The sequence below is a fragment of the Hymenobacter sp. UYCo722 genome, assembly GCF_040547115.1.
GTDB lineage: Bacteria > Bacteroidota > Bacteroidia > Cytophagales > Hymenobacteraceae > Hymenobacter.
This window is the reverse complement of record NZ_JBEPPC010000003.1, coordinates 240,748-263,368: the sequence shown is the minus strand read 5'-3', so window position 1 is coordinate 263,368 and position 22,621 is coordinate 240,748. Positions and strand designations below refer to the sequence as shown.

Genomic DNA, 22,621 nt, shown 5'->3' with positions numbered 1-22,621 from the left:
TCCTCAATATCTGAACCACCGATTAATTACTCAGCTTCAACATCGTAATCATCCTGCAAGCCCAGCCAGAACTTGGGTGAGTTACCGAAGTAACGCCCCAGCCGCAAAGCTGTGTCGGCGGTGATGCGACGCTTGCCTTTCAGGATGGCCGCCACGCGGGTTTGGGGGATGCGCAAGTCCTGGGCCAAGCGGTAGGCGGTGACAGGAAACTCGCTGAGAAATTCTTCTTGCAAGATTTCGCCGGGGTGGATGTTGGGCAGGCGCAGCATGAAAGCAGTTTTCACAGATAAAGCATTAGTCTCGCCCCGGTAACTAAGCGGGCAGCCCCATTTGAATAGGTGTCAAACGCAAGCGGTGCGTCAGTTCAACCACCAGCCGGTCAAATGCTATTAGGTAGCGCCCTGCCTTGATACAGGCCTGCGGCGTAGAGATTTTCAACTCATGCGTGAGCAAGTTGTAGCGCACGGCAGTGATGTCGTGCCACAATAAAAACGTGTGCTGCCCTCGCGGCCCGTTGCTGGCCACTCCCAGGGGAGTTAGCGTTAGGGCTGTGGCGCTAGCCTGTAATATAGGAACACTCAACCCACAGAATAGGAGTGCCCCGAGCATGGCTCCCCCAAATCCCATTTGTTCGTGCGCGTCGTAGCGCATTCGCTCCCAATTAATGCTCAACAAGGTGCCGAATAGCATAATTACACCTATGGCAGCCGATATTAACCCCATCGCTCGGTAAAGTGGCGGCTGCCGCAGCACCAAATTACCCGCCGCATCCTGCGCGGGCACCCGTTTTGCCTGTCGCAGCAGCGCGTACGTCACCGCCGATGTAACGACCGCCGTCAGGATGTGGCGGAGAGTTTCGCTGTACCAGTGCTCCATGATGGCAGCGCAGTAATGAATTACAGAACAATCAATTAATCACACCTGAATCACCCCCACGTTATACGCCTTCTCAATCGGCGCGTGGTTGGCAGCCGCGATGCCTTCGGAAAGGACTTTGCGGGTTTCCAGCGGGTCAATCACGGCATCGACCCAGAGGCGGGCCGCCGCGTAATAGGGCGAAAGCTGCTCCTCGTAGCGGGCCTTGATGCGGTCAAGCAGCTCCTTCTCGGCTTCGGGGGTAATGACCTCGCCCTTGGCTTTGAGGGAGGCCACCTGGATTTGCAGCAGCGTATTGGCGGCCGCCGCACCGCTCATTACCGCGAGCTGGGCGGTGGGCCAGGCCACGATAAGGCGCGGGTCGTAGGCCTTGCCGCACATGGCGTAGTTGCCGGCTCCGTAGCTGTTGCCCACGATGACCGTGAACTTGGGCACCACCGAGTTGGCCATCGCATTCACCATTTTCGCGCCGTCCTTGATAATGCCGCCCTGCTCGGAAGCCGAGCCCACCATGAAGCCCGAAACGTCGTGTAAAAACACCAGCGGAATGCGCTTCTGGTTGCAGTTCATGATGAAGCGCGCCGCCTTATCGGCCGAGTCAGAGTAGATGACGCCGCCCATCTGCATGCCGGTTTTCTTGCTCTTTACGATTTTGCGCTGGTTGGCCACGATGCCCACCGCCCAGCCATCAATCCGGGCCAGCCCGCAGATGAGCGTCTGGCCATACAGGTCCTTGTAGGGCTCAAATTCGGAGTTGTCGACGAGGCGATTGATGATTTCCATCATATCGTAGGGCTTCACGCGGTCGGCGGGCAGCGTGCCGTACAGCTCCTGCTCATCGAGCTTCGGCTTAGCCGGGGTGGCACGGCTGAAACCAGCCGTGGCCTGCCCGCCCATCTTATCGAAGATGTTGCGGATGTGGGTGAGGCATTCCTCGTCGGTGTCGAACTTGTAGTCCGTCACGCCCGAGATTTCCGAGTGCATGCTCGCGCCGCCCAGTGCCTCGTTGTCAATAGTTTCGCCGATGGCAGACTTCACCAGGTAGGAACCGGCCAAGAACACTGAGCCGGTGCCGTTTACAATCATGGCCTCGTCGCTCATGATGGGCAAATAGGCCCCACCGGCCACGCAGGGCCCCATGATGGCCGAAATCTGCACGATGCCCATCGACGACATCACCGCGTTGTTGCGGAAGATGCGGCCGAAATGCTCCTTGTCGGGGAAAATCTCGTCCTGCATCGGCAAGTACACGCCCGCCGAATCCACGAGATAGATAATCGGCAGCTTGTTTTCAATGCTGATTTCCTGGGCCCGCAGGTTCTTTTTAGCGGTGATGGGAAACCACGCGCCGGCCTTGACGGTGGCATCGTTGGCCACTACCACGCACTGCCGCCCGGCCACGTAACCGATAATGACCACCACGCCACCACCGGGGCAGCCGCCTTCCTCCTTGTACATGCCTTCGCCGGCAAATGCGCCGATTTCGACCTGGGCCGCGCCCTTGTCGAGGAGGTATTCAATCCGCTCGCGGGCGGTGAGCTTGCCCTTGGCCTTGTGGGCGGCAATGCGCTTCTCGCCGCCGCCGAGGGCTACTTTCTGAAACTTCTGGCTGAGGTTGAAGCTAAGTTGCTTGAGTTGGTCTTCGTTGCGGTTGAACTCGACGTTCATAAAATGAGCGGGGTGGGATTGGGAGGGAATGGGCACAAAAAAATCCGCCCGAAAGCGGATTTCAAAGGTACGGGTCTGAATGTTGAGTCGCGCGTTTCCGCATCATCCTAAGCTGGCAATTGGCCGGCTCAGGATGATGCGGGCCCTATTTTACCGTTGTTTTCTTCTCGGTTTCCACGACAGTTCCGTTGGGCTTGGTCATTTTGGTTTCCACCTCGGTTTTCTTCTTGTCACCACCGCCGAATACCGAAAAGTGCACGTAGCGCTTGGGGTTAGCTTTGAAGTCGACCAGCAGGTCGTTGGAAGCGGCCGTGGTGGCGGCCAAGTTATTATAGAGCGTCGAGTCGTGCAGCAGCTTACCCATCGAGCCCGATTGGTCGTTGAGGGCGGTGTTCAGGGTTTTCACGGTGGTTTGGGCATCGGCCAGCGTGGCATTTAGGCGGCGCAGGGCCGGGCCAACGGGTGCGTTTTTCAGCGAGTCGGACAACTGGGAGAAGTTGACGGCAATTTTATCGAGCTTGCCGGTGGTGCGGTTAAGCGCGGTACTCATCTGGGCAAAGTTGCGGGTAATGACGGCAATGTTGGCCTGATTAGCCACCAGAAGCTTTTGCAGTGCCTCGGCGCTGCCACGAGCCCCCAGCAGCGTGCCCTGAATATTGGTCTGGGCATCTTTATTCAGAAAAGCGTTGATGTTGGCCAGCGTGGCCCCCACGGTGTCGAGCACGGGCAGCGCCTTGGCCTGAAAGGCATCGGCAATGCTGGAAGGCGTGACGGTGCGAATTTCCTCGCCCCCGGTATACACCTTCGAGTTTTGGCCCAGCGTGAGGGTAATAGCCTTCGAGCCCAGCAGGGAGCCACCCAAGCTGGCCGTTGTGGAGTCGCCTACCACAATGCCCTTGTCCAGTTCGATGGCGACGCGCACCGAGTTACTCTTGTCGGGCTGAAGCTCAAGGCTTTTTACCTGGCCTACTTTATAGCCGTTCAGCAGAACCTGCGCCCCGGCATTCAGCGCGTCGACCTTGGGATAGACCGCGTAATAGGTGTGGTTGGAGGAAAGAATGTTGCTACCGCGCAGAAAGTTGTAGCCGATAACGAGGGCCGCAATAGCTACAATGGCAAGCAGGCCGACTTTTATTTCTTTAGACACGGGAAAAAGATATGATTGTGATGAACGGGTGAGGGCGGGTTGAGCGCAACAACGTACGGGGCTGCAGTCGTTTCCGCTTTCCTAGTCAATTATTTAGTTAGGTAGCCGTTGGGTTAGCCGCCTTCGAGCTCGCGTTTGTATTCGCGGAACGCCCGGTAGATGCCCGCGGCCATATACGTTTGGTTGGCTTTATCGTTGAGGTACCGCTCCTCGGCGGGGTTGGTGAGAAAGCCGGACTCGATGAGCACCGACGGCATAGTCGACTTCCAGAGCACGATGAAGCCCGCCTGCTTCACGCCCCGACTGGGGCGGCTGACACTGGTGCGCAGCTGCCGCTCGATGCGCTGAGCGAAGCGCAGGCTGTTGGTGATGTAGGCCGACTGAAACAGCGAGAATAAGATGTGCGACTGCGGCGAGCTGGGGTCGAAGCCGTTGTAGCGACTCTTGTAGTCTTTTTCCTGCAGAATTACCGCGTTTTCGCGCTGGGCCACGCCCAGGTTCGCATCGGTCTTGTGCAGGCCCATCGTCCAGACTTCGGTGCCGTGGCTTTGGCTGGGGCCGGCGTTGCAATGGATGGAAATAAAGAGGTCGGCGTGGTTGCGGTTGGCGATGGCGGCGCGCTCATCGAGCTCGATGAACACGTTGGTTTTGCGGGTATAAATCACCTTCACGTCGGGCATATTCTCCTGAATCTGCTTGCCCAAGGCCAGAATCAGGCTCAGGGCTACGTCGGCTTCGCGGGCGCTGGCTCCGGCGCAGCCCCGGTCTTTGCCCCCGTGGCCGGCATCGAGCACTACCGTGCGCAGGCGGTAGCGGTATGGCGCGTTGGGCAGGTCGGCGGGGGCGCGGGCCGAGTCGGCCGGTACGGCAGTACGGCTGGAATCGGGCGTGGTCTGGGCTTCGGCTTTCCACTCGCCGGTGGCAGCACCCAGCAGCAGCAGGGCCACACTGGCCCAGATAACAATAATCCGCACGGTGTTCGTTGAAGGGGCGGTAGCGACCTGCTACCTTTGTACAAGCCCCAAAAGTAACGAATTTAACTGCTGCTATACTTTGCCTCTCTGGTTTAGTCTTTTTGCCGAAGCCGGATTTCGGCATTTCTACTCCCCGCAGCTTCGCTGGCTAGTGGGCCAGTGGCTGGCGGCGCTGCTGCTCATCGGGTTACTGCTGTCGTTGGCCGGCCCGGCCAGGGGCCAGACTACGCCCACACCCAAATCCGGGCACAAGGCCAAGGTACAGGCCCGCAAGGCCCGCGTGAAAGCCATTCTGGCCCAGCCCGCGCTGCCCGCTAAGGACACAATAACCACCGCACGCCCCCGACCCATTCCGCGTGCCCTACCCGGCCAGCGGGCCGGCAGTGCCCCTACCCCCCCGGTGCGCAACATTTCCGTCGACCCGCGCGACCCCGAGGGGCCGCCGCCGCCCGGCGTGCGCAATGCTGGCCAGTCGCGGGTACCCGGTGCGTCGCACCAGCCCGTGCCCGACACTTTGTCTCGCCCGCTCCTTATTGGCACCGCTATCCTGCCTGCCGACACCACCCGCCGCGCCGATTCGCTGCGCGTGGCGGCCCGCCCCAAAGGCCAGGTGGCTACCACTATTAAGTACACCGCCAAGGACTCGATGCAGTTCGACGTGACGCAGAAGGTGGCCCGCCTCTACAACAAGGCCAGCGTGGACTACGGCGACACCGACCTCAAGGCCGCCCTCATCACCGTCAACTACGGCGAGAACACCATGCAGGCCGAAGGCCGAATGGACTCGGTGAAGAACCGGCTCATCGACCGCCCCGTGCTGAAGGACGGCGGCGGCCTTTACACGGCCAGCAACATTGCCTACAATTTCAAGAGCAAAAAAGCCCGCGTGACGGACGCCGTGACCACCCAGGGCGAGGGCTTTGTGAGCGCGGCCACCATCAAGCGCCTGCCCAACGGCAATATCAACGGGCTGAACGGCCGCTACACCACCTGCAACCTCGAGCACCCGCACTTCTACATCCAGGCCAGGAAGATGAAAGTGATTCCGGGCGAGAAAGTGGTGACCGGGCCGTTCAATCTCGTAATTGGTGATGTGCCCACGCCGCTGGGCTTCCTGTTCGGCTTCTTTCCGATGCCCAACAAAAGCCGGGGCTCGGGCGTGCTCATCCCCACCTTCGGGCAGGCCGCCGACCGGGGCTACTACCTCACCAACGGCGGCTATTATTTCGCACCCAACGACTACATCGGCGTGCGCCTGACGGGCGACATTTATGCCGGTAACAACCAGAAATTCGGCGGTTTCGGAGCCACGGCCGACATTTCCTACCTGAAGCGCTACACCTTTCAGGGCAACTTCAACCTGCGCTTTTCGAACCGCCCGACCAACCCCATTATTCTGGGCAACGACGGCTCGGCCAACGTGGGGCAGACCTACATTCAGCCGCCGTCCAGCAACTCGTTCTGGGTTACCTGGAACCACTCGCCCGTGCCCAAGCCCGGTGGCGGCCGCTTCACGGCCAGCGTGAACGCGGGCACCAGCAGCTTCAACCGCATCAACAGCCTCGACGCGCGCCGCTACCTGGCTACTCAGTACAGCTCCAGCATCGGCTACGCGAAGCAGCTGCGCTACCTGCCCATCAACTTCGATGTGAAAATGAGCCAGGCCCAGGGCACCGACGGCACCATGACCTTCACGCTGCCCGACGTGAGCGTGGGCGTGGCCCGGCAGTACCCCTATCAGTGGTTTGGCATCAAGCCCGGCGCGGGCGGCAAGCTCGGAGCCATGTTCTACGAGCAGTTCACCGTCAGCTACAACCTCACGGCCCGCAACGAGTTCAGCAACGCGGTGCAGCCGCGCGCGCTCACCAGCGGCTTCCCGCTGCTGGGCGGCGGGGCCGAGCTCACGCGCATTCCCTTCAATTTCAATAACCTGGGGCGCCTGCTCAGCAATGGCCGCAACGGCATACAGCACCAGTTCAACATTGGGGTGGGTTCCTTTTCGTTGGGGCCGCACCTCAAGCTGAACCCTTCGGTGGGCTACGGCGAGGTGTGGTACGGCCAGCGCCTGAAGTATTCCTACGTGCCCCTGGCCCAGGCCGTGCGCATCGATACCGTGCGGGGCTTCAACCGCATTGGAGCCTATTCGCTGGGGGCCAGCCTCAATACGACCATCTACGGCACGGTGGTGCGGCGCGGCACCCACAAAATCCAGGCCCTGCGCATTAAGCATACGCCCAGCGTCAACTACAGCTTCTCGCCCGATGCCTACACGGCCGGCAGCTACTACCCACAGTCGCAGCCGGTGTACCAGCGCGGCAGTGAATTTTACCAGGGCGTAACCGGTCTCAACCAACTGCTCCTCACCGATGCCGTGCGCAACGGCTACCTCAACAGCTACGAGGGCTTTCTCTACGGCGTGCCCGGCGGAGCCCCCCAGAGCCAGATTTCCTTCGGCCTGCAAAACAACGTGGAGCTGAAGGTGCGCGACGACAAGGACACCACCGGCACCAACCCCTTCCGCAAGGTGAGCGTGATTGACGGCCTCGATTTCAACATGGGCTATAACTTCGCCGCGGTTGAACGCAAGCTGTCGAACCTGAACGTGCAGTTCCGCACCCAGATTGCCAAGAAGCTCAACCTAAACAGTGGGGCCAGTTTCTCGCCCTACCAGCGCAACAGCCAGGGCGTGGAAATTGACCGGTATCTGTTTCAGGCCGACAACCGCAAGGTGCTGCGCCTGTCGTCGGCCACGCTCGGTGCCACTTACGCCTTCAACCCCTCCACGGGCAAGAAAAAAAGCGTAGTGCGCCGGGTAGTGGCCCCCAGCAACGACCCCACCCTCGGCACGGTGGGCCCCACCAACTTCTACGCCGATTACATTGATTTTGAGATTCCGTGGGAATTGAATCTGACCTACGCCGCCGGCTACACCACCAATACGATTCCCCTCACTTCGGCCTTTCTGAACCAAAACCCAAACAATCGCCCGCCCATTCTGGCCCTGAACACGGTGGGCGTGACGGGCTCCGTGAAGCTCACGCCCAACCTGCGCCTGACCTACAACCTCGGCTACGACATCACGCACCAGACCATTACCTACCCCAACGTCAGCTTCTTCCGCGACCTGCACTGCTGGCAGATTAATGGCACCTGGATTCCGTTCGGCGTCACCAAGGGCTACAACTTCACCATTGCGGCCAAGAGCAGCCTGTTGCAGGACCTCAAGCTGAACCGCAATCGCTACGCCCAGTACCAGTAGTGTGCAGGCTACTAACCGGCCGCCGTGTGCCACTGACCGGGCGTTTTGGCCCATTGGTAGAGAAAAGCAGTCCCTCCGCGAAACGCCGGTAACTTATCCCATTAAATAGCAGTTTATTTGGTTAACTTATAACCTTTTCCCTGCTATGAACTCAACAAACACGCATTCCCTGCTCACGGCTGCGCCCGTTAGCCGAACCATATTTTTCACTCAGCTGCTGACTGAGTCCCGGCCGCAAAGTGAAGTATTTCTAGATGACCTTGCTACCGACGGCGTTGCCGAACCTGCTACTCCGGCAGCGGTTCCTGGCCAGCCCTCGGCCAGCGGGTTCTCGGCATAAGCATTTCGTCAGCGAATCAGGCTTTCTGCATTTAGCCCCTGCGCTTCGGCCAGGGGCTTTTTGCTGCCCGTACCGCGTCGGGTAACGAAATTGTTACCAGCTTTGCCCCGCCAAACGGCTACCCATTACGTTCTCTCGCCCCGCGCGCCCATTCCCATGTCCCAGCACAAGGAAATCAAACTCGTTACCACCCACCAGATGCTCGCCATGAAGGAGCGGGGGGAAAAAATCTCCATGCTCACGGCCTACGATTATTCGATGGCTCAGATTCTCGACGGAGCCGGCATCGATGTGCTGCTCGTCGGCGACTCGGCCTCCAACGTCATGGCCGGCCACGAAACCACCCTGCCCATCACCCTCGACCAGATGATATACCACGCCCAGAGCGTGGTACGCGCCGTGAAGCGCGCCTTTGTGGTGGTTGATATGCCCTTCGGCTCCTACCAGGGCAACTCCTCCGAAGCCCTGCGCTCGGCTATCCGCATCATGAAGGAATCGGGTGGCCACGGCATCAAGCTCGAAGGTGGGTCCGAGATTAAAGACAGCATTACACGCATTCTCACGGCCGGCATCCCCGTGATGGGCCATCTCGGCCTCACGCCGCAGTCCATCTACAAATTCGGCACCTACAGCGTGCGCGCCAAGGAAGAAGCCGAGGCCCAGAAGCTGCTCGAAGATGCCCGCCTGCTCCAGGAAATCGGCTGCTTTGGGCTGGTACTGGAGAAAATCCCCGCCTCGCTGGCCAAGCAGGTAGCCGAAGAACTCACCATCCCCGTCATCGGCATCGGGGCCGGCCCCGACGTAGACGGCCAGGTGCTGGTGGTGCACGACCTGCTGGGCATCACCAAGGAGTTCAAACCGCGTTTTCTACGCCGCTACGCCGAGCTGCACGACATCATGACCGAAGCTGTGCAGCACTACGTGGCCGACGTGAAAAGCCGCGAGTTTCCGAGCAAGGAAGAGGGCTACTAGGATGGTCAACGTCTGTCATCCTGAGCGGAGCGAAGGACCTTGTCACGGTGCAACGTACCGTGACAAGGTCCTTCGCTCCGCTCAGGATGACAGGCGCTAACCAGTTGACAAACCTGAACCGGGGCACTCCCGCCTCACTTCGTATCTTCGCCGCATCAACAGCAAGAGCGGAGCGCCCGGTGAGTGTGGTCTGACGACGTGCGGTAGCCCCCGAGGGGCCCCGGCCCGCCCCTGCTATTAGTCCAATATCCCGCCCGTTCCCGCCGCGTGAATCGTCCCAACCTCTGGTCCGAAGGCAGAGAAATTCTGTTCGAAGACAACCACCTGCTCGTTATCAACAAGCCCGCCGGCATCCTCGTGCAGGGCGACGCCACCGGCGACGAGCCCCTCTCCAAAAAAGCCGCCGAGTACCTGCGCTTCAAGTACAAGAAGCCTGGCGAAGCCTTTGTTGGCGTATGCCATCGCATCGACCGGCCGGTATCGGGCATCGTTATCCTGGCCAAAACCAGTAAGGCCCTGAGCCGTCTGAACGAGATGTTTCGGGACGATAAGATGCACAAAACTTACTGGGCCCTCACCGGCCGGCCGCCCGTGCCCGAAACCGGCACGCTGGTGCACTGGCTGGTAAAGGATACCATTCGCAACGTTACCAAAGCCTACCCCTCAACCCACAGTCAGGGCCTTCGTTCCGAGCTGAACTACGAGCTATTGGGCATGGCCGGCAACCGCTACCTGCTCCAGATAAATCCCATTACCGGTCGCCCTCACCAGATTCGGACCCAGCTGGCCACCGGCCTCGGCACGCCCATTATCGGCGATGTGAAGTATGGCTTTATCGCCCCGCTGCCCGACGTGAGCATTGCCCTGCACGCCCGCCAGCTGCAATTGCAGCACCCCGTTACGAAAGACGCCCTCACCATCGTAGCCCCCCTGCCCGACGCCCCGCACTGGGACGCCGCCCGCGAGTACTATAAGTAGCCCGCCGCCCTTGGCGGGGTAGCCGGGCCGAGAACTTGCGGTGAGCTACCCGGCACAGTCATTGCGCTAGAGGCTGCGCTACGTGCAAGATTTTGGCCTTTCCAGCCCAAAAACCCTGCTGAGCTCTCCACGGCCGTAATTTTGTATTGTCGGAGCTGAACCTATGCAGGGCTCTTTTACTTGTACGGTCAGCTTCATTATTCCAGCTTTATATGGCTATTCTGATTTTTTTCGTTTCCCATTATTACTTATCCCTGTTCACGCAGACATTCTACCTGCACCGGTACGCGGCGCACAAGATGTTTACGATGAACAATTTTTGGGAAAAGTTTTTCTTCCTGTTCACCTACATCTGCCAGGGCAGTAGCTTTCTCTCGCCCCGGGCCTACGCGCTGCTGCACCGCATGCACCATGCCTACTCCGATACCGAGCTGGACCCGCACTCGCCCCACTTCTCGAATAATGCGTTCGATATGATGTGGAAGACCAAGGTGATTTACAACGACGTCGTGAATAACGAACACGAAGGTGCCAAGCGCTTCGAAGGCGACATTCCGGAGTGGAACTGGCTCGATAAATTCGGTGGCACGGTGTATTCGCGCCTCGGGTGGGGCACGGCCTACGTGCTGTTCTACATCAACTTTGCCACCGCTTGGTGGCAGTATTTACTGCTGCCTGTTCATTTCCTGATGGGTCCTATTCACGGAGCAATCGTGAACTGGGGTGGCCACAAATACGGCTATCAGAACTTCGACAACCGCGATAAGTCGAAGAACACGCTGGCGCTCGATTTCCTGGCCTTCGGCGAGTTGTTCCAGAACAATCACCACAAGCTGCCCATGCGCGTCAACTTCGGCGTTAAGTGGTGGGAATTCGACCCCACTTATGTAGCTATCTGGGGCTTGGATAAGGTCGGCGTGATTAAGATTAAGCGCAAAAACATGAACTTAAACACGATGTCGAAACTGGCTAAGCCCAAGCGCGAAGCCATGGCAGCATAGGTAATAACGACTGTCATCCACGATTGAACGTCATGCTGAGCTTGTCGAAGCATGACGTTCTAAAGCCCTGGCCCCGCGCCAGGGCTTTTTTTGTGCTCGAACCTAGCTAATGCCCTGAACAAACGCTACCTTTGCACTCCCAATTTCGGGAAACCCTAACCCGACGGACGAGCTCCGTCACACAACCCCACCGGTTTATGGCAGTTAAAATCCGCCTCGCCCGCCGTGGCCGCAAAAAGGCCGCGACTTACGACATCGTAGTAGCTGACGCCCGCGCTCCCCGCGATGGCCGTTTCATCGAGAAGCTTGGCACCTACAACCCCCAAACCAACCCAGCCACCATCAACTACGACGCTGACCGTGCGTTTTATTGGATGATGACCGGTGCTCAGCCCACCGACACTGTTCGGGCCATGCTTAGCTACCGCGGCGTACTCTACCGTCGTCACCTGCAGTTGGGTGTCGACAAGGGTGCCATCACCCAGGAAGTTGCCGACCAGCGTTTCGGTGCCTGGAAAGACGAGAAAGACGCTAAAATCGAAGGCAAGCGCACTGGCCTCGATGATGCCAAGGCAACCGCCAAGAAAGCCGCTTTCGACGCCGAAACCAAGGTAAAGGACAGCCGCGCCGAGGCTCAGCGCCAGAAGGCTGCTGCCTTGCTGGCCGCCAACGCGCCCGCTCCGGCCGCTGAAGAAGCGACTGAGGCTCCGGCCGAAGAAGCGACCGAAGCTGCTGCCGAGTAGTTCTTAGGTACCTGAAAACCGAAAGCGTTTGGGAGTTGTGAGCCGGACCGGCTGGCAACCCTCAAACGCTTTTTCGTTATCCCCTCCCCCACCACTTATGACGCTCGACGAAACCTATCAGCTCGGCTACCTCATCAAAACCCACGGCCTGCGTGGCCAACTGGTGGCGCACTTCGATGTGGACGATGCTTCGGCCTACACCAAGCTCAAAACGGTGTACCTTACCTTGGCCGGTGCCCCCACCAAGCTCGTGGAGCACCACATCGAAAAGGTGCAGCTTCAGTCGGGCAACAAAGTACTCATCAAGCTGCGCGGTATAGACCGCATTGAGGAAGCTGAGCCCCTGCGCGGCTCCCAGCTGCATTTACCCCTGGCTGCCCTGCCCGAGCTGGAAGAAGACCAATTCTACTTCCACGATGTCATCGGCTTCACCGTGGTAGATGAAAATTTGGGCCCGCTGGGTACCGTGGAAAACTTTTACGAGCTGCCCCAGCAGGATATGCTGGCCATGAGCTACCAGGGCCAGGAAGTACTGATTCCGGTAGTCGATGAGCTGATTAGCCACGCTGACCACGCCAAAAAGGAGATTTACGTGAACCTGCCCGACGGCCTGCTCGACGTGTACCTCAAGCCCAGTACCCGCCAGCAGGATGAAGCCGAATAACTGGCTTTCAGCTGCCAGCCGTTAGCTTCTAGCTCCCAAAGTCTTCCCAAAAACAGGAGTAAGCTAACAGCTGACAGCAATTGGCTAACAGCTTAAAAAATGAGAATCGACATCCTTACCTGCCTGCCGGAGCTGCTCGTCAGCCCCTTCGCCCACTCCATCGTGAAGCGGGCGCAGGATAAGGGACTGGCCGAAATCCACGTCCATCAGCTGCGCGACAAAGCCATCAACAAGCACGGCCAGATTGACGATTTCGTGTTTGGCGGTGGGGCCGGCATGGTACTCCGCGTCGAGCCCATCGCCGCGTGGATGGATGAGTTGATAGCTCAGCGCGGTTACGACGCCATCATCTATCTCACGCCCGATGGCGAAACCCTGCGCCAGCCGCTGGCTAACCGGCTGTCGCTGATGCAAAATATCATCCTGCTCTGCGGCCACTACAAGGGCATCGACGAGCGTGTCCGCCAAACTTACATCACCCATGAAATCAGCGTGGGCGACTACGTGCTGAGCGGCGGTGAGCTCGGCGCGGCCATCTTGGTTGATGCCGTGGTGCGGCTGCTGCCGGGCGTGCTGGGCAACGAAGAATCGGCTTTATCCGACTCTTTCCAGGATGATTTGCTGGCCCCGCCCATTTATACCCGTCCCGCCGAGTGGCGCGGGCAGGCCGTGCCGGAAATCCTGCTTTCGGGTAACACCCCCAAAATTGAAGAGTGGCGGCACGAGCAGGCGCTGGCCCGCACGCAGGCTCGCCGCCCCGATTTGCTTCAATAGCGCCTGCTTTAGCTTGCGCAGTCGTTGAATTGACAGCAAATCAGCGAACAAGCGGAAGCATGTTCTACAAAATGCTTGCTAACCTCACCGGAAAGCGCTATCTTTGCGCTCCGTTTCGATAAAATACTAATTCCCGACGGCGGCGCCGTCTTTCGCAATTTTCTCAGCCATGAGCGTACTACTTGACTTTATCCAGGCCGAATCGCAGGAGCGCCGCGCCAGCTTCCCACTCTTCGCTGCCGGCGACACGATTAACGTGCATGTGAAAATCCGTGAAGGTGCCAAGGAGCGCATTCAGCAGTTTCAGGGGGTGGTGCTTCAGCGCCGCAACCCGAGCTCGAATGGCGAAACCTTCACCGTTCGCAAGATTTCGAACCAAATCGGCACCGAGCGTATCTTCCCCCTGCTGTCGCCTAACATCGAGAAAATCGAGGTTATCCGTCGCGGTAAAGTACGTCGCGCCCGTCTGTTCTACCTGCGTGGCCTGTCGGGCAAGCAGGCTCGTATCAAAGAGCGTCGCTTGAACCCAGTAGCCAAGGCTACCGCAGCCTAAGCATATCGCAGCTACTCAGCTGCAGTGCAATAAAAAAGCCGGCCCCATTCGTGGGGCCGGCTTTTTTGGGTTTGCAGCAGCGCCATTTGGCACTGCCTGGCTAACCGTTTAGTCGTGCGACGACATGTCCTGCGGCACAATGCCATCCGGAGTAGCCGAGCCGCCTTTCAGCTGCTGCGCCACGGCTGACAACGTTTCGCCGAGCTTGGCCACGCGTGGAGCAGTGTTGCCTTCCGCAAAATTGGCGGCCTGGGTCGTGTTGGTACCCAAGCGGGCCAGCAGTGGGGCAATCACGCTAACGTCGAGCGAGCCACTGCCAAAGTGCGCCTTTAGGGCCTGCAGGTCGACTACCAGTTGATGGAAGGCCGGATTGTTGGCAGCTTTCAGGTCTTCAATCCAGCGCTGAAATTGATTGTCGAGGCCGGCGCGGTCGGTTAATTCGGAGAGGTCGCCGGCGAGGAGGTGAATAGCGCTATCGAGGTGTACCTGGTTTTGAACTTCGGTCTTTTCCATGGGGAAGGTGATTGGGTTGGATGAGTGGAGCAGCATGGGGCTGCTATCTGTGCCAACGTAGTTTTCCCGACAGGGTTGGCGCTGCCCCAAAAACAAACAGGCCCCGCCGGTATCCGACGGGGCCTGTAAGTGCTACTCGTGATGTTGAGACTACTCAATCTTGTTGATGCGCTCCTTCACGGACTCCAGCGCGATGCGCATGTTCACAATGTCGGCACGGGCAGCCTCCTGCTCTTTCAGATTAAGGTCGATAAGGTTATTGAGCTGTTGCAATTCGGCGGCATTTGAGGCCAGCATCTGCTGGATTTCGAGCTTGCGGGCTTTGTTCTTATCAATGTCTTTTTTGATGGTTTCCTGCTTTGCAATCACGGCCGTGTGGTTGTTCTGCGAGTTCACCAGCGATTTCTCAGCATCGGTAATCTGCGAGGCCAGGTCTTCGCGGTACATCATGCGAGCGAAATCCTTGAGATATTTTTCGGCTGACTTCCACTGCACGGGCGTGGCTTCTTTGCCAAGGTAAGCGTTGCCCAAGTCGATGCTCCACCATACTGTGGTGCCCGTGGGCGAGGCGTCGACCTTGCTGATAACCCGAATCGGGTTAGGTGCAATTTCATCAATCACCACCCCATCGAGGGTAAGTACCCCTTTGTTGTTCTTCAGCTTGCTGCCGAACTTATCGCCTAGCTGCTTAACCCAGGCCGTTTCGACACGGCGGCTGTCGAGCTGCATGCTTACCTGCTGGCCTTTGCGGGGGATACTATTTATCGACTTATCAGCTTCATCTACAGGAGATTTCTGAGCATAACTGCTCAGTGCTGCCACGCATACGAGAAGTAGGATGAGTAAACTACGTTTCATGGGGATAACAACTAAAGAAAGCATTAAAGAAAAGAGAGTCGGCTAATTGATTAGATGGATACCGTTATCCGGCTTTTCAAATTTAGGACCTTTATTCGATGCAAATTCGGATACCCTCCTATTTTTTTACATTTTCAGGTTTTTTATTTATTTAGTCAAACTTAAAGTTTATTGGGTTCAATTTTTGAGGATATTTATCGTTTTCTCCACCCTAGCCCATGCGAGGTCCGAACAAAGGACCGATTGCTGGGTTAAGTTCGCCTATGCAAGTTACTGTTTGCCGCACCGAGCACTTCAACGCCGCCCATCGCCTGTACAACCCAGCCTGGAGCGACGACCAAAACCAACGTGTTTTTGGCAAGTGCAACAACCCGAACTACCACGGCCACAACTACAATCTGACCGTGCGTCTGACCGGCCCCATCGACCCCGACACGGGCTACGTGTATGACCTCAAGCGCCTGAGCGACCTCATTAAGCAGGAAGTGCTCGACCGCTACGACCACCGGAACCTGAACCTGGACACGGAAGAATTCCGCACCCTTAACCCCACGGCTGAAAACATTGCCGTGGTTATCTGGCAGCGCCTGCGACCACACCTGGCCGCTGGGCTGACCCTTTCGGTCACGCTCTACGAGACGGACCGTAACTTTGTCGAATATCATGGATAACGCTTCCGGGCAACGCCCGGCCCCCGACTCGCAGTTGCCCGCCAGCCTGCGCACTCCCCTCCGCCCCGACGCTTTTGCGCGAAGCGAGGAAGAGAAAATTACGGCCATCAGCGGCCACTTCGAGGCCATTATGCGCGAGTTGGGCCTCGACCTGACCGACGACAGCCTGGCCGGAACGCCGCGCCGCGTAGCCAAAATGTACGTGCAGGAGTGGTTTAAAGGACTCGACCCTAAGAACCGGCCCGATGTGCGGCTATTTGAAAACCGTTACGACTACCACCAGCTATTAGTAGAACGTGACATTACGCTGTTTTCGTGCTGTGAACACCATTTTGTGCCCATCATTGGCAAGGCACACGTAGCCTACCTGCCCGCTGACAACGTAGTGGGTTTGAGTAAGCTGAACCGCGTGGTGCAGTATTACGCGCGCCGCCCCCAGGTGCAGGAGCGCCTAACGCGCCAGATTTCGGAGGAGCTGAAGCAAAGCCTGGGCACCGACGACGTGGCCGTGCTCATCGAGGCCGACCACCTATGCGTAATGAGCCGCGGCGTGAACGATACCAGTAGCAGCACCCTTACGAGCGAGTACAGCGGCCGGTTTGCGACCGACGAATCGTTGCGGCAGGAGTTTCTGCGGCAAATTGGCAAGTAGTAAGTAGCAAGTAATAGTGAATGGTTAGCGATTAATGTTTTGGCTTTAGCCTGTGCTATTCCTGCACCCGTTCCCAATTAACTGTTAATCATTCACCATTAACCATCGAAAATGAAGGTTCTCATCACCGGCGGCACTGGCTTGATTGGTACGCGGCTGGCCGAAATGCTGATTGATAGTGGCTACGAGGTGGCCCTGTTGAGCCGCTCACCGGCCAAGAGCAACCATTTCCGCAGCTTTCGCTGGGACCCTAGTGCCGGAACGATTGACGAGGCAGCTGTGCCTTATGCCGACTACGTGGTGAGCCTGGCCGGGGCTAGTGTGGCCGACGGCAAATGGACCGACGAGCGCAAGCGCGAGATTATGACTAGCCGGCTGGACGGCCTGGCCCTATTGGCCCGCGAGCTGGCCCGGCCCGGCCACCACGTGCGGGGCGTTATTTCGGCCTCAGCTATTGGCATTTACGGCGATGCCGGCGACGAGCTGGTGACCGAAGACACCCCACCCGCTCTGCCGACGCACGATTTTCTGGCCGATGTGTCGCACCAGTGGGAGTTGGCGGCTGCGCCCATCGTGGCACTGGGCATCCGGACGGTTATTACGCGTATTGGCGTGGTGCTGAGCACCAAAGGTGGGGCTTTGCCTCAGATTGCGAAGCCTATGAAGCTGGGTGCGGGTGCGGCCCTGGGCAGCGGGCGGCAGTACATGTCCTGGATTCATATCGACGACTTATGCCGCCTGTTCATCGCCATGCTGGATGATTCGAACTGGCAGGGCACCTACAACGCGGTAGCCCCCTACCCCGCCACCAACCAGGCCTTCACCGAAGTGCTGGCCGAGGTGCTGCACCGGCCGCTGCTGCTGCCCAAGGTGCCGGCTTTCGGCCTGAAGCTGGCCATGGGCGAGATGAGCGAAATCGTGCTGGCCTCGCAGAACGTGAGCGCGGCCAAGGTGCTGGGCCAAGGCTTCCGGTACGAGTATCCGGAGCTACGCGGGGCACTGCGGGCGCTGTACGGGGGAGAGTAGAGTAGAGCAGAGTAGAGTAAATGCGCAGCTGGTATATCCTCAAGCCGTAATATGGCTTCTGGTGAGCATCCAATCAGGTTGGCTGAGAATAATATTCTCACTTTAGCTACCTTGTCAATATGGCTTCCAATGTGCATTTTGTTATTCTTCAAGTGCCCCTTTCAAGAGAAGTTTTCCTCCTATTGCTAGCAAAGGAAGTACTTGATGAGAATTACGCTGGGTTAATTCACTTACAGATAAGTCCAATGGCTAGGTATGCCAACGAACTTATTCAAACAGGACAGTTCGATTTACTAAAAAAAGCTATTCGACTTTTTCCATTACGTAGTGGCAAAAGTGGACGGCGTTACAGAAAATGCGCTGTACGTTTTCTTCTTAGAGCATGTAGACATGGCCGGCAAATCCGAGAAAGCGAGACACTCCCAGAGTTTATTACCTTCTGAATACCTTCCCGTTTGGCAGGCCTTATGGGAGGGCCGAGCTGATTAATTTTTAATCAGGACTAGCGGACGCCCTTCACGCTATCGGGCACGGTGCCACCGTTGTTCATCTGCTCCAGCAGGTTGTCGGCGGCGATGGTGTCGACAGCTTCGGCGCGGCGGCGGGTGGGCTCTGATTCGGACACGCAGGTGTACTTCTTGCTGATTTTGACGGAGGACTTGGGAAATTGACCGGGGGTGTAGTCCAACTCTTTGTCCTTGTAAATCATTTCCATGAACTTGCCAAAGATGGGCAGCGCGGTGCGGCCGCCCTCACCCTGCTGCGAGCCCACGAAGTGGATGCTGCGGTCCTCGCCGCCTACCCACACGCCGGTCATCAGGTCCTTGGTCATACCCATGTACCAGCCGTCGGAATAGTTACTGGTGGTGCCTGTTTTACCGCCAATCTGGTTGTCGTTTTTCCAAAGGTCATAGTCCCACAGGGCCTGGGAGGTGCCGCCGGGCTCCTCCATGCCGCCGCGCAGCATGTAGGTCATCAGCCAGGCAGTTTCGGCCGAGATGGCGCGCTTCTGGGCAGGGTCGAACTGCTTGATGACGTTGCCGTTGCGGTCTTCGATGCGCGTAACGAGGCGGGGCTCGGAGCGGAAGCCGGTGTTCATGAACGTGCTGTAGGCGTCCACCATTTCGTATACGCTCACGTCGCCGCCCGAGCCCAGGCCGATGCTGGGCACCGAAAGCAGCGGCGAGGTGATGCCGACTTTGTGGGCGTATTTGGCCACGTTGTCCCAGCCCACTTTCTCGGTTAGCTGGGCCGTCACGGAGTTCACTGAGCGGGCCATGGCATGGCGTAGCGTCATGTTGATGCCGGTGTATTCGCGGGTCACGTTGTCGGGCTGCCACTCCATGGGCTGGCCGTTTTCGGTGTACTTAATGGTGACGCGCTGGTCGCGGATGCGGTCGCAGGGCGTGTAGCCGTTGTCGAGGGCTGTCAGGTACACAAAGGGCTTGAACGTGGAGCCGGCCTGGCGCTTGCCCTGGCGCACGTGGTCATATTGAAAAAAGCGGTAGTCGAGCCCGCCCACCCAGGCCTTAACCTGGCCGGTGAAGGGGTCCATGCACATCATACCCGACTGCAGGAAGTGTTTGTAGTAGGCCAGCGAATCGAGGGGCGACATCACCAGCGTGGTGTCGTTGTCGTCGTGCTTCCAGGTAAACACCTTCATGGGTCGCTTGGCATTCAGGGCCGAATCGAGGCGCTGGGGCTGGTTCTTGAAGTGGTTGGCGAGGGTTTTGTAGCTTTCGGTGCGCTTCATCTGGGTGAGGATGAAGTCGGGGATTTCGTGGCCTTCGTCATCAACCCAGGGGTTGGAGCCGCGATTGCGCCAGAAGTTGTCGAACTGGCGTTGCAGGGCTTTCATGCGCTCGTGCAGGGCCATTTCGGCGTGGGCCTGCATGCGCGAATCGATGCTGAGGTAGATTTTCAGACCGTCGCGGTACATGTCGTGGCCGGTGCTGTCGCACCAGGTATCCACAAACTGGCTCACTGCGCTGCGGAAGTAAGTGTCGGGGCCATCGATATGGCGCTCGACGTGGTAGTCGAGTTCGACGGGGGTTGCCTTCAAAGCCGTAATCTGGTCTTCGGGCAGCACGCCGGCCTGGCCCATTCGGTCGAGTACCACGTTGCGGCGGCGGCGGGCGGCGGCCGGATGGAAGCGCGGGTTGTAGGCCGTGGGGTTGTTGAGCACGCCCACCAGCATGGCCGCCTCCTGGGGCTTGAGGCTGTCGGGCGAGGTATTGAAGAAGGTTTTGGCCGCCACTTTAATGCCGAACGCGCTGGAGCCGTACTCCACCGTGTTCAGGTACATGCGTAGGATTTCCTCCTTGGTGTAGCGCTGTTCGAGGTCGACGGCCGTGAGCCACTCCTTGGTTTTAGCCACGATGGTGCTCACCACCGGAATATAGCCCAAACCGCCCCGGCTTTGCTGGCGGCGGATTTTGTAGAGGTTTTTGGCCAGTTGCTGGGTGATGGTGGAGCCCCCGCGCTTCTCGCCGCGCAACGAGGCAAACACCCCACCGAGCACGGCCTCCAGGTCGATACCCGAATGCTTGTAGAAGCGCACGTCCTCGGTAGCAATGAGGGCTTTGATGAGCAGCGGCGACATTTGGCTGAGCGGCACCGGCGAACGATTCTCACGGAAGTACTTGCCGATGAGCACGCCGTCGGAAGTATATACTTCGGAAGCTTGCTCGACTTTGGGATTTTCGAGGTCGGAAAGGCTGGGCGACTTGCCGAACAGGAACAGAAAGTTGGTGCTCACCAGAAACGGATACACCAAAAACAGAATCACAATCAGCCCAAATCCGACCCAGGCCCAACTGGCCAGCCGCACGGGCCAACGCCGGCGCGGCTTGGTTTTCTTGGGGCCGGATGAGGGAGCGGAAGGGGACGTTTTGAGGTCGGCCATAGGAGGCAGCAGGTGGGAAGCGGGACCGGAACCCCGCCGCGAAGAACGGCAAATATACCCGTTGCCCCGCCCTAACCGGAAAATTCACCCTGCCGGTAAGCGTCGTTTGGCACCATTGCTCCGAAATTTTATTTCGCTCTGCGCACTCAGCATTCAATCATCGGAAACGAGAGCCCGCCACCCAAACGCGCTGCGCGAGTCGCGGAATCAAATTTTGCGGTACTCCGCCGGTTAGCGCCGCTGCCGGGCCGTGAGTAGCGCCTGATGGTACACGTTGCGACGGGCGCGGCTACGGTTGCGTTGCCAGCTCCAGGCTAACTCGCCCAGGGCCAGCAGAATAATGCCCAGGCCCAGAAAGTAGCTCCAATGCAGCATGCGAATCTGAGCGCGCGTGGGCGAGTCGAGTTCCTGAAACAGAAATAGCCCCCACAGCTCATCAAGCAGCGTGAAGCCCCAGATGGCCGCCGCAAAAATGCGGCCCGCCCGGCCCAGTGCCAGGTGCCAGTGCATGAGGTAGAGCACCACGCCCGGCAACGCCGAAAGCAGAACCAACGGCGCGGCTTTTACCAGCGGCAAACCCAGAAAAATAATGCTCAGCGTTTCTTTCAGTATCTGTACGCTGGCCAAAAATCGGCCCATACGCGAAAGCTTGGGAATTGCGGACGGCAGATGCAGATGTGAAGCGGGCATTGGCGCAAACCCGGGCGGACAAACCCAGATGCCGCTAAGATACTGATTCCGCGCTAGTAGCGGCGGGCCATGAGGCGGGCAGCCTGGCAGCGCCAGGTGAGCACGACGATAAGCAGGCCTTTCACCGAATCGAGCAGCAGGTTATCGGGCTTGCCAAAGGCGAAATAGATGCCAATGCCGATGCCAATCCACCACAAACCCAGCAGGTAGCACCAGGTGGCAAAGCCCGGCCGCCGCCGCTGCACCTGCACCAAAGCCACCGCCGCTACCAGCGACACGAACAGCAACAGCCAGCCTACGATATAGGCCAGAAACTTAGTATCCGGCACGTAGGGCACGCCAAACTGCTTCAGCGTGAAGGCTGGGGCGAAGAAAGCGCCGCCCGTGAGGGCCAGTTCCAGCAGCAAAGCAACAAGGAGCACGAGCAGCAGCAGCGTACGGGGCATATCGACGAAAGCTTGCGAGGAGGCGTGACAAGCAATTCCCGGAGTGGGATGCTTAACGGGCCGCCAAGCTAAGCAATAAACTTGAATTAATGCTTATTCGATTTGTTAGAAGTCGCTATCAACAGCTATACTACCTATTGACTTCTTGACTCTTAGCTACTCAATTTATTATCACCGCAAACGCCATTGGCCTTTGTAGGAGTCAATTTAGAAGGGATTGAATGCGACGATGGGGAACGGAGTAACCCTATCCCTAAATGAGCAGGTCACGCCAATGGCTCCATTTTCAGGATAGGATTGCCAACGCAATAAGGCTTCCCAATAATACCGCCCCTATTAACAACGCCACGTGAACCTGGACTATTACCACCCCAACCCGGACCAAAAGGCGCAGCCACCCCGGGCCGGCAATGGTTGCCGGCCAACAGCCTAAGGCACCTAACAGCTGCAACAGGCCCACCACCACCAGCAACGGCAGCAGCGCCAGACTCCACCCCCCGGCGGCCGGATGGCCCGGCCAGAGCTCAGCCCGAAACCCATAGCTGAGCAGCGCCAGCAGCAGCGCGCCCCCCGTAAGCCACAGTGCGCGCGGTAGCGCCGGCGCGGGCGGTAGGTATTTGCACCAGGGCATGGTCATCGTGGGCGGCGGGTGGAAACCAGTGCGAATGGCGCGGGCGCTACTGCCGCGACCACAGCAGCATGAGTTGCGTGAAGGCCAGCAGCAGCAGCCCCAGCAGCACGGCCGTACCGGGCAGCACACCGCGCACTAGGCGCCGCCAGCGCAGGTCGGGCGAGGGGGCCCGCTCCTGCCAGGTTAGCAGCAAGCCGAGCGCGGCCACGTCGCCGATGCAGAACAGGACGCCAAGGAAGGTGAGGGCAAATTGAGGGAGCGTGGTCATGTTAAATCAGGG

General features: G+C 58.6%; 22 protein-coding genes and 1 pseudogene. 12 read left to right on the top strand and 11 right to left on the bottom strand.

Features of this window, described 5'->3' with window-relative positions; translation table 11 throughout:
• Window positions 1-26 precede the first annotated feature (26 nt).
• The 5 genes from ABIB44_RS10710 to ABIB44_RS10690 form a co-directional block, all read right to left on the bottom strand.
• Window positions 27-269 carry a HigA family addiction module antitoxin gene (locus tag ABIB44_RS10710; protein WP_354584834.1) on the bottom strand — a complete coding sequence of 81 codons (243 nt, stop codon included), beginning with the start codon at window positions 267-269 and terminating at the stop codon, window positions 27-29.
• 43 nt (window positions 270-312) lie between these two features.
• Window positions 313-876: a hypothetical protein gene (locus ABIB44_RS10705; RefSeq protein WP_354584654.1), complete on the bottom strand. Its 564-nt coding sequence runs from the start codon at window positions 874-876 to the stop codon at window positions 313-315.
• Window positions 877-915: 39 nt separating this feature from the next.
• Complete coding sequence (locus ABIB44_RS10700) at window positions 916-2,544, bottom strand: acyl-CoA carboxylase subunit beta (RefSeq protein WP_354584833.1); 1,629 nt, start codon at window positions 2,542-2,544, stop codon at window positions 916-918.
• Between the two features lie 145 nt (window positions 2,545-2,689).
• Entirely contained in the window at window positions 2,690-3,691 is a 1,002-nt protein-coding gene (locus ABIB44_RS10695; protein ID WP_354584653.1) for an MlaD family protein, read from the bottom strand.
• Between the two features lie 113 nt (window positions 3,692-3,804).
• Complete coding sequence (locus tag ABIB44_RS10690; protein ID WP_502916493.1) at window positions 3,805-4,524, bottom strand: N-acetylmuramoyl-L-alanine amidase family protein; 720 nt, start codon at window positions 4,522-4,524, stop codon at window positions 3,805-3,807.
• Between the two features lie 220 nt (window positions 4,525-4,744).
• Between ABIB44_RS10690 and ABIB44_RS10685 the strand changes: the two genes are divergently transcribed.
• The 8 genes from ABIB44_RS10685 (at window position 4,745) to rplS (ending at window position 13,949) form a co-directional block, all read left to right on the top strand.
• Entirely contained in the window at window positions 4,745-7,924 is a 3,180-nt protein-coding gene (locus tag ABIB44_RS10685) for a putative LPS assembly protein LptD (RefSeq protein ID WP_354584651.1), read from the top strand.
• Between the two features lie 496 nt (window positions 7,925-8,420).
• Complete coding sequence (panB, locus tag ABIB44_RS10680) at window positions 8,421-9,236, top strand: 3-methyl-2-oxobutanoate hydroxymethyltransferase (protein WP_354584650.1); 816 nt, start codon at window positions 8,421-8,423, stop codon at window positions 9,234-9,236.
• A gap of 267 nt (window positions 9,237-9,503) precedes the next feature.
• Entirely contained in the window at window positions 9,504-10,214 is a 711-nt protein-coding gene (locus ABIB44_RS10675) for an RluA family pseudouridine synthase (RefSeq protein WP_354584649.1), read from the top strand.
• A 212-nt stretch (window positions 10,215-10,426) separates the two neighbouring features.
• The gene (locus tag ABIB44_RS10670; RefSeq protein ID WP_354584648.1) at window positions 10,427-11,215 is read left to right on the top strand and encodes an acyl-CoA desaturase; all 789 of its coding nucleotides are present in this window, start codon (window positions 10,427-10,429) and stop codon (window positions 11,213-11,215) included.
• Between the two features lie 197 nt (window positions 11,216-11,412).
• Window positions 11,413-11,958, top strand: coding sequence for a 30S ribosomal protein S16 (locus ABIB44_RS10665; protein ID WP_354584647.1), 546 nt, complete (start codon window positions 11,413-11,415; stop codon window positions 11,956-11,958).
• A 97-nt stretch (window positions 11,959-12,055) separates the two neighbouring features.
• A complete protein-coding gene (rimM, locus tag ABIB44_RS10660; RefSeq protein WP_354584646.1) occupies window positions 12,056-12,622 on the top strand; it encodes a ribosome maturation factor RimM in 567 nt (188 codons plus the stop codon).
• A 99-nt stretch (window positions 12,623-12,721) separates the two neighbouring features.
• Window positions 12,722-13,396 (top strand): tRNA (guanosine(37)-N1)-methyltransferase TrmD, encoded by a 675-nt coding sequence (gene trmD, locus ABIB44_RS10655; protein ID WP_354584645.1) that lies wholly within the window; start codon window positions 12,722-12,724, stop codon window positions 13,394-13,396.
• 169 nt (window positions 13,397-13,565) lie between these two features.
• Complete coding sequence (gene rplS, locus ABIB44_RS10650; RefSeq protein WP_354584644.1) at window positions 13,566-13,949, top strand: 50S ribosomal protein L19; 384 nt, start codon at window positions 13,566-13,568, stop codon at window positions 13,947-13,949.
• A 108-nt stretch (window positions 13,950-14,057) separates the two neighbouring features.
• On the opposite strand, the gene ABIB44_RS10645 is transcribed toward rplS, so the two are convergent.
• Both ABIB44_RS10645 and ABIB44_RS10640 read right to left on the bottom strand, forming a co-directional pair.
• Window positions 14,058-14,462 (bottom strand): hypothetical protein, encoded by a 405-nt coding sequence (locus ABIB44_RS10645; protein ID WP_354584643.1) that lies wholly within the window; start codon window positions 14,460-14,462, stop codon window positions 14,058-14,060.
• Window positions 14,463-14,612: 150 nt separating this feature from the next.
• Complete coding sequence (locus ABIB44_RS10640; protein WP_354584642.1) at window positions 14,613-15,320, bottom strand: hypothetical protein; 708 nt, start codon at window positions 15,318-15,320, stop codon at window positions 14,613-14,615.
• Between the two features lie 263 nt (window positions 15,321-15,583).
• Here ABIB44_RS10640 and ABIB44_RS10635 point away from each other — a divergent pair, with 263 nt between their 5' ends.
• The 4 genes and pseudogenes from ABIB44_RS10635 to ABIB44_RS20525 form a co-directional block, all read left to right on the top strand.
• Window positions 15,584-15,991, top strand: a complete 408-nt coding sequence (locus tag ABIB44_RS10635; protein WP_354584641.1) for a 6-pyruvoyl trahydropterin synthase family protein — start codon at window positions 15,584-15,586, stop codon at window positions 15,989-15,991.
• The gene (gene folE, locus ABIB44_RS10630) at window positions 15,984-16,643 is read left to right on the top strand and encodes a GTP cyclohydrolase I FolE (RefSeq protein WP_354584640.1); all 660 of its coding nucleotides are present in this window, start codon (window positions 15,984-15,986) and stop codon (window positions 16,641-16,643) included. The genes ABIB44_RS10635 and folE overlap by 8 nt, the downstream gene beginning before the upstream one ends.
• A 111-nt stretch (window positions 16,644-16,754) precedes the next feature.
• Entirely contained in the window at window positions 16,755-17,669 is a 915-nt protein-coding gene (locus ABIB44_RS10625) for a TIGR01777 family oxidoreductase (RefSeq protein ID WP_354584639.1), read from the top strand.
• A gap of 309 nt (window positions 17,670-17,978) precedes the next feature.
• A pseudogene (locus tag ABIB44_RS20525) lies at window positions 17,979-18,158 on the top strand (hypothetical protein); the annotation flags it as partial.
• Between the two features lie 13 nt (window positions 18,159-18,171).
• Here the strand turns inward: ABIB44_RS20525 and ABIB44_RS10620 are convergent.
• From ABIB44_RS10620 to ABIB44_RS10605, 4 genes are all read right to left on the bottom strand, one after another.
• On the bottom strand, window positions 18,172-20,574 hold the full coding sequence (locus ABIB44_RS10620) for a transglycosylase domain-containing protein (RefSeq protein ID WP_354584638.1): 2,403 nt from the start codon (window positions 20,572-20,574) through the stop codon (window positions 18,172-18,174).
• A 231-nt stretch (window positions 20,575-20,805) separates the two neighbouring features.
• Entirely contained in the window at window positions 20,806-21,213 is a 408-nt protein-coding gene (locus ABIB44_RS10615; protein ID WP_354584637.1) for a hypothetical protein, read from the bottom strand.
• A gap of 104 nt (window positions 21,214-21,317) precedes the next feature.
• Window positions 21,318-21,710 (bottom strand): hypothetical protein, encoded by a 393-nt coding sequence (locus ABIB44_RS10610; RefSeq protein WP_354584636.1) that lies wholly within the window; start codon window positions 21,708-21,710, stop codon window positions 21,318-21,320.
• 677 nt (window positions 21,711-22,387) lie between these two features.
• Window positions 22,388-22,609 (bottom strand): hypothetical protein, encoded by a 222-nt coding sequence (locus ABIB44_RS10605; protein WP_354584635.1) that lies wholly within the window; start codon window positions 22,607-22,609, stop codon window positions 22,388-22,390.
• Window positions 22,610-22,621 lie beyond the last annotated feature (12 nt).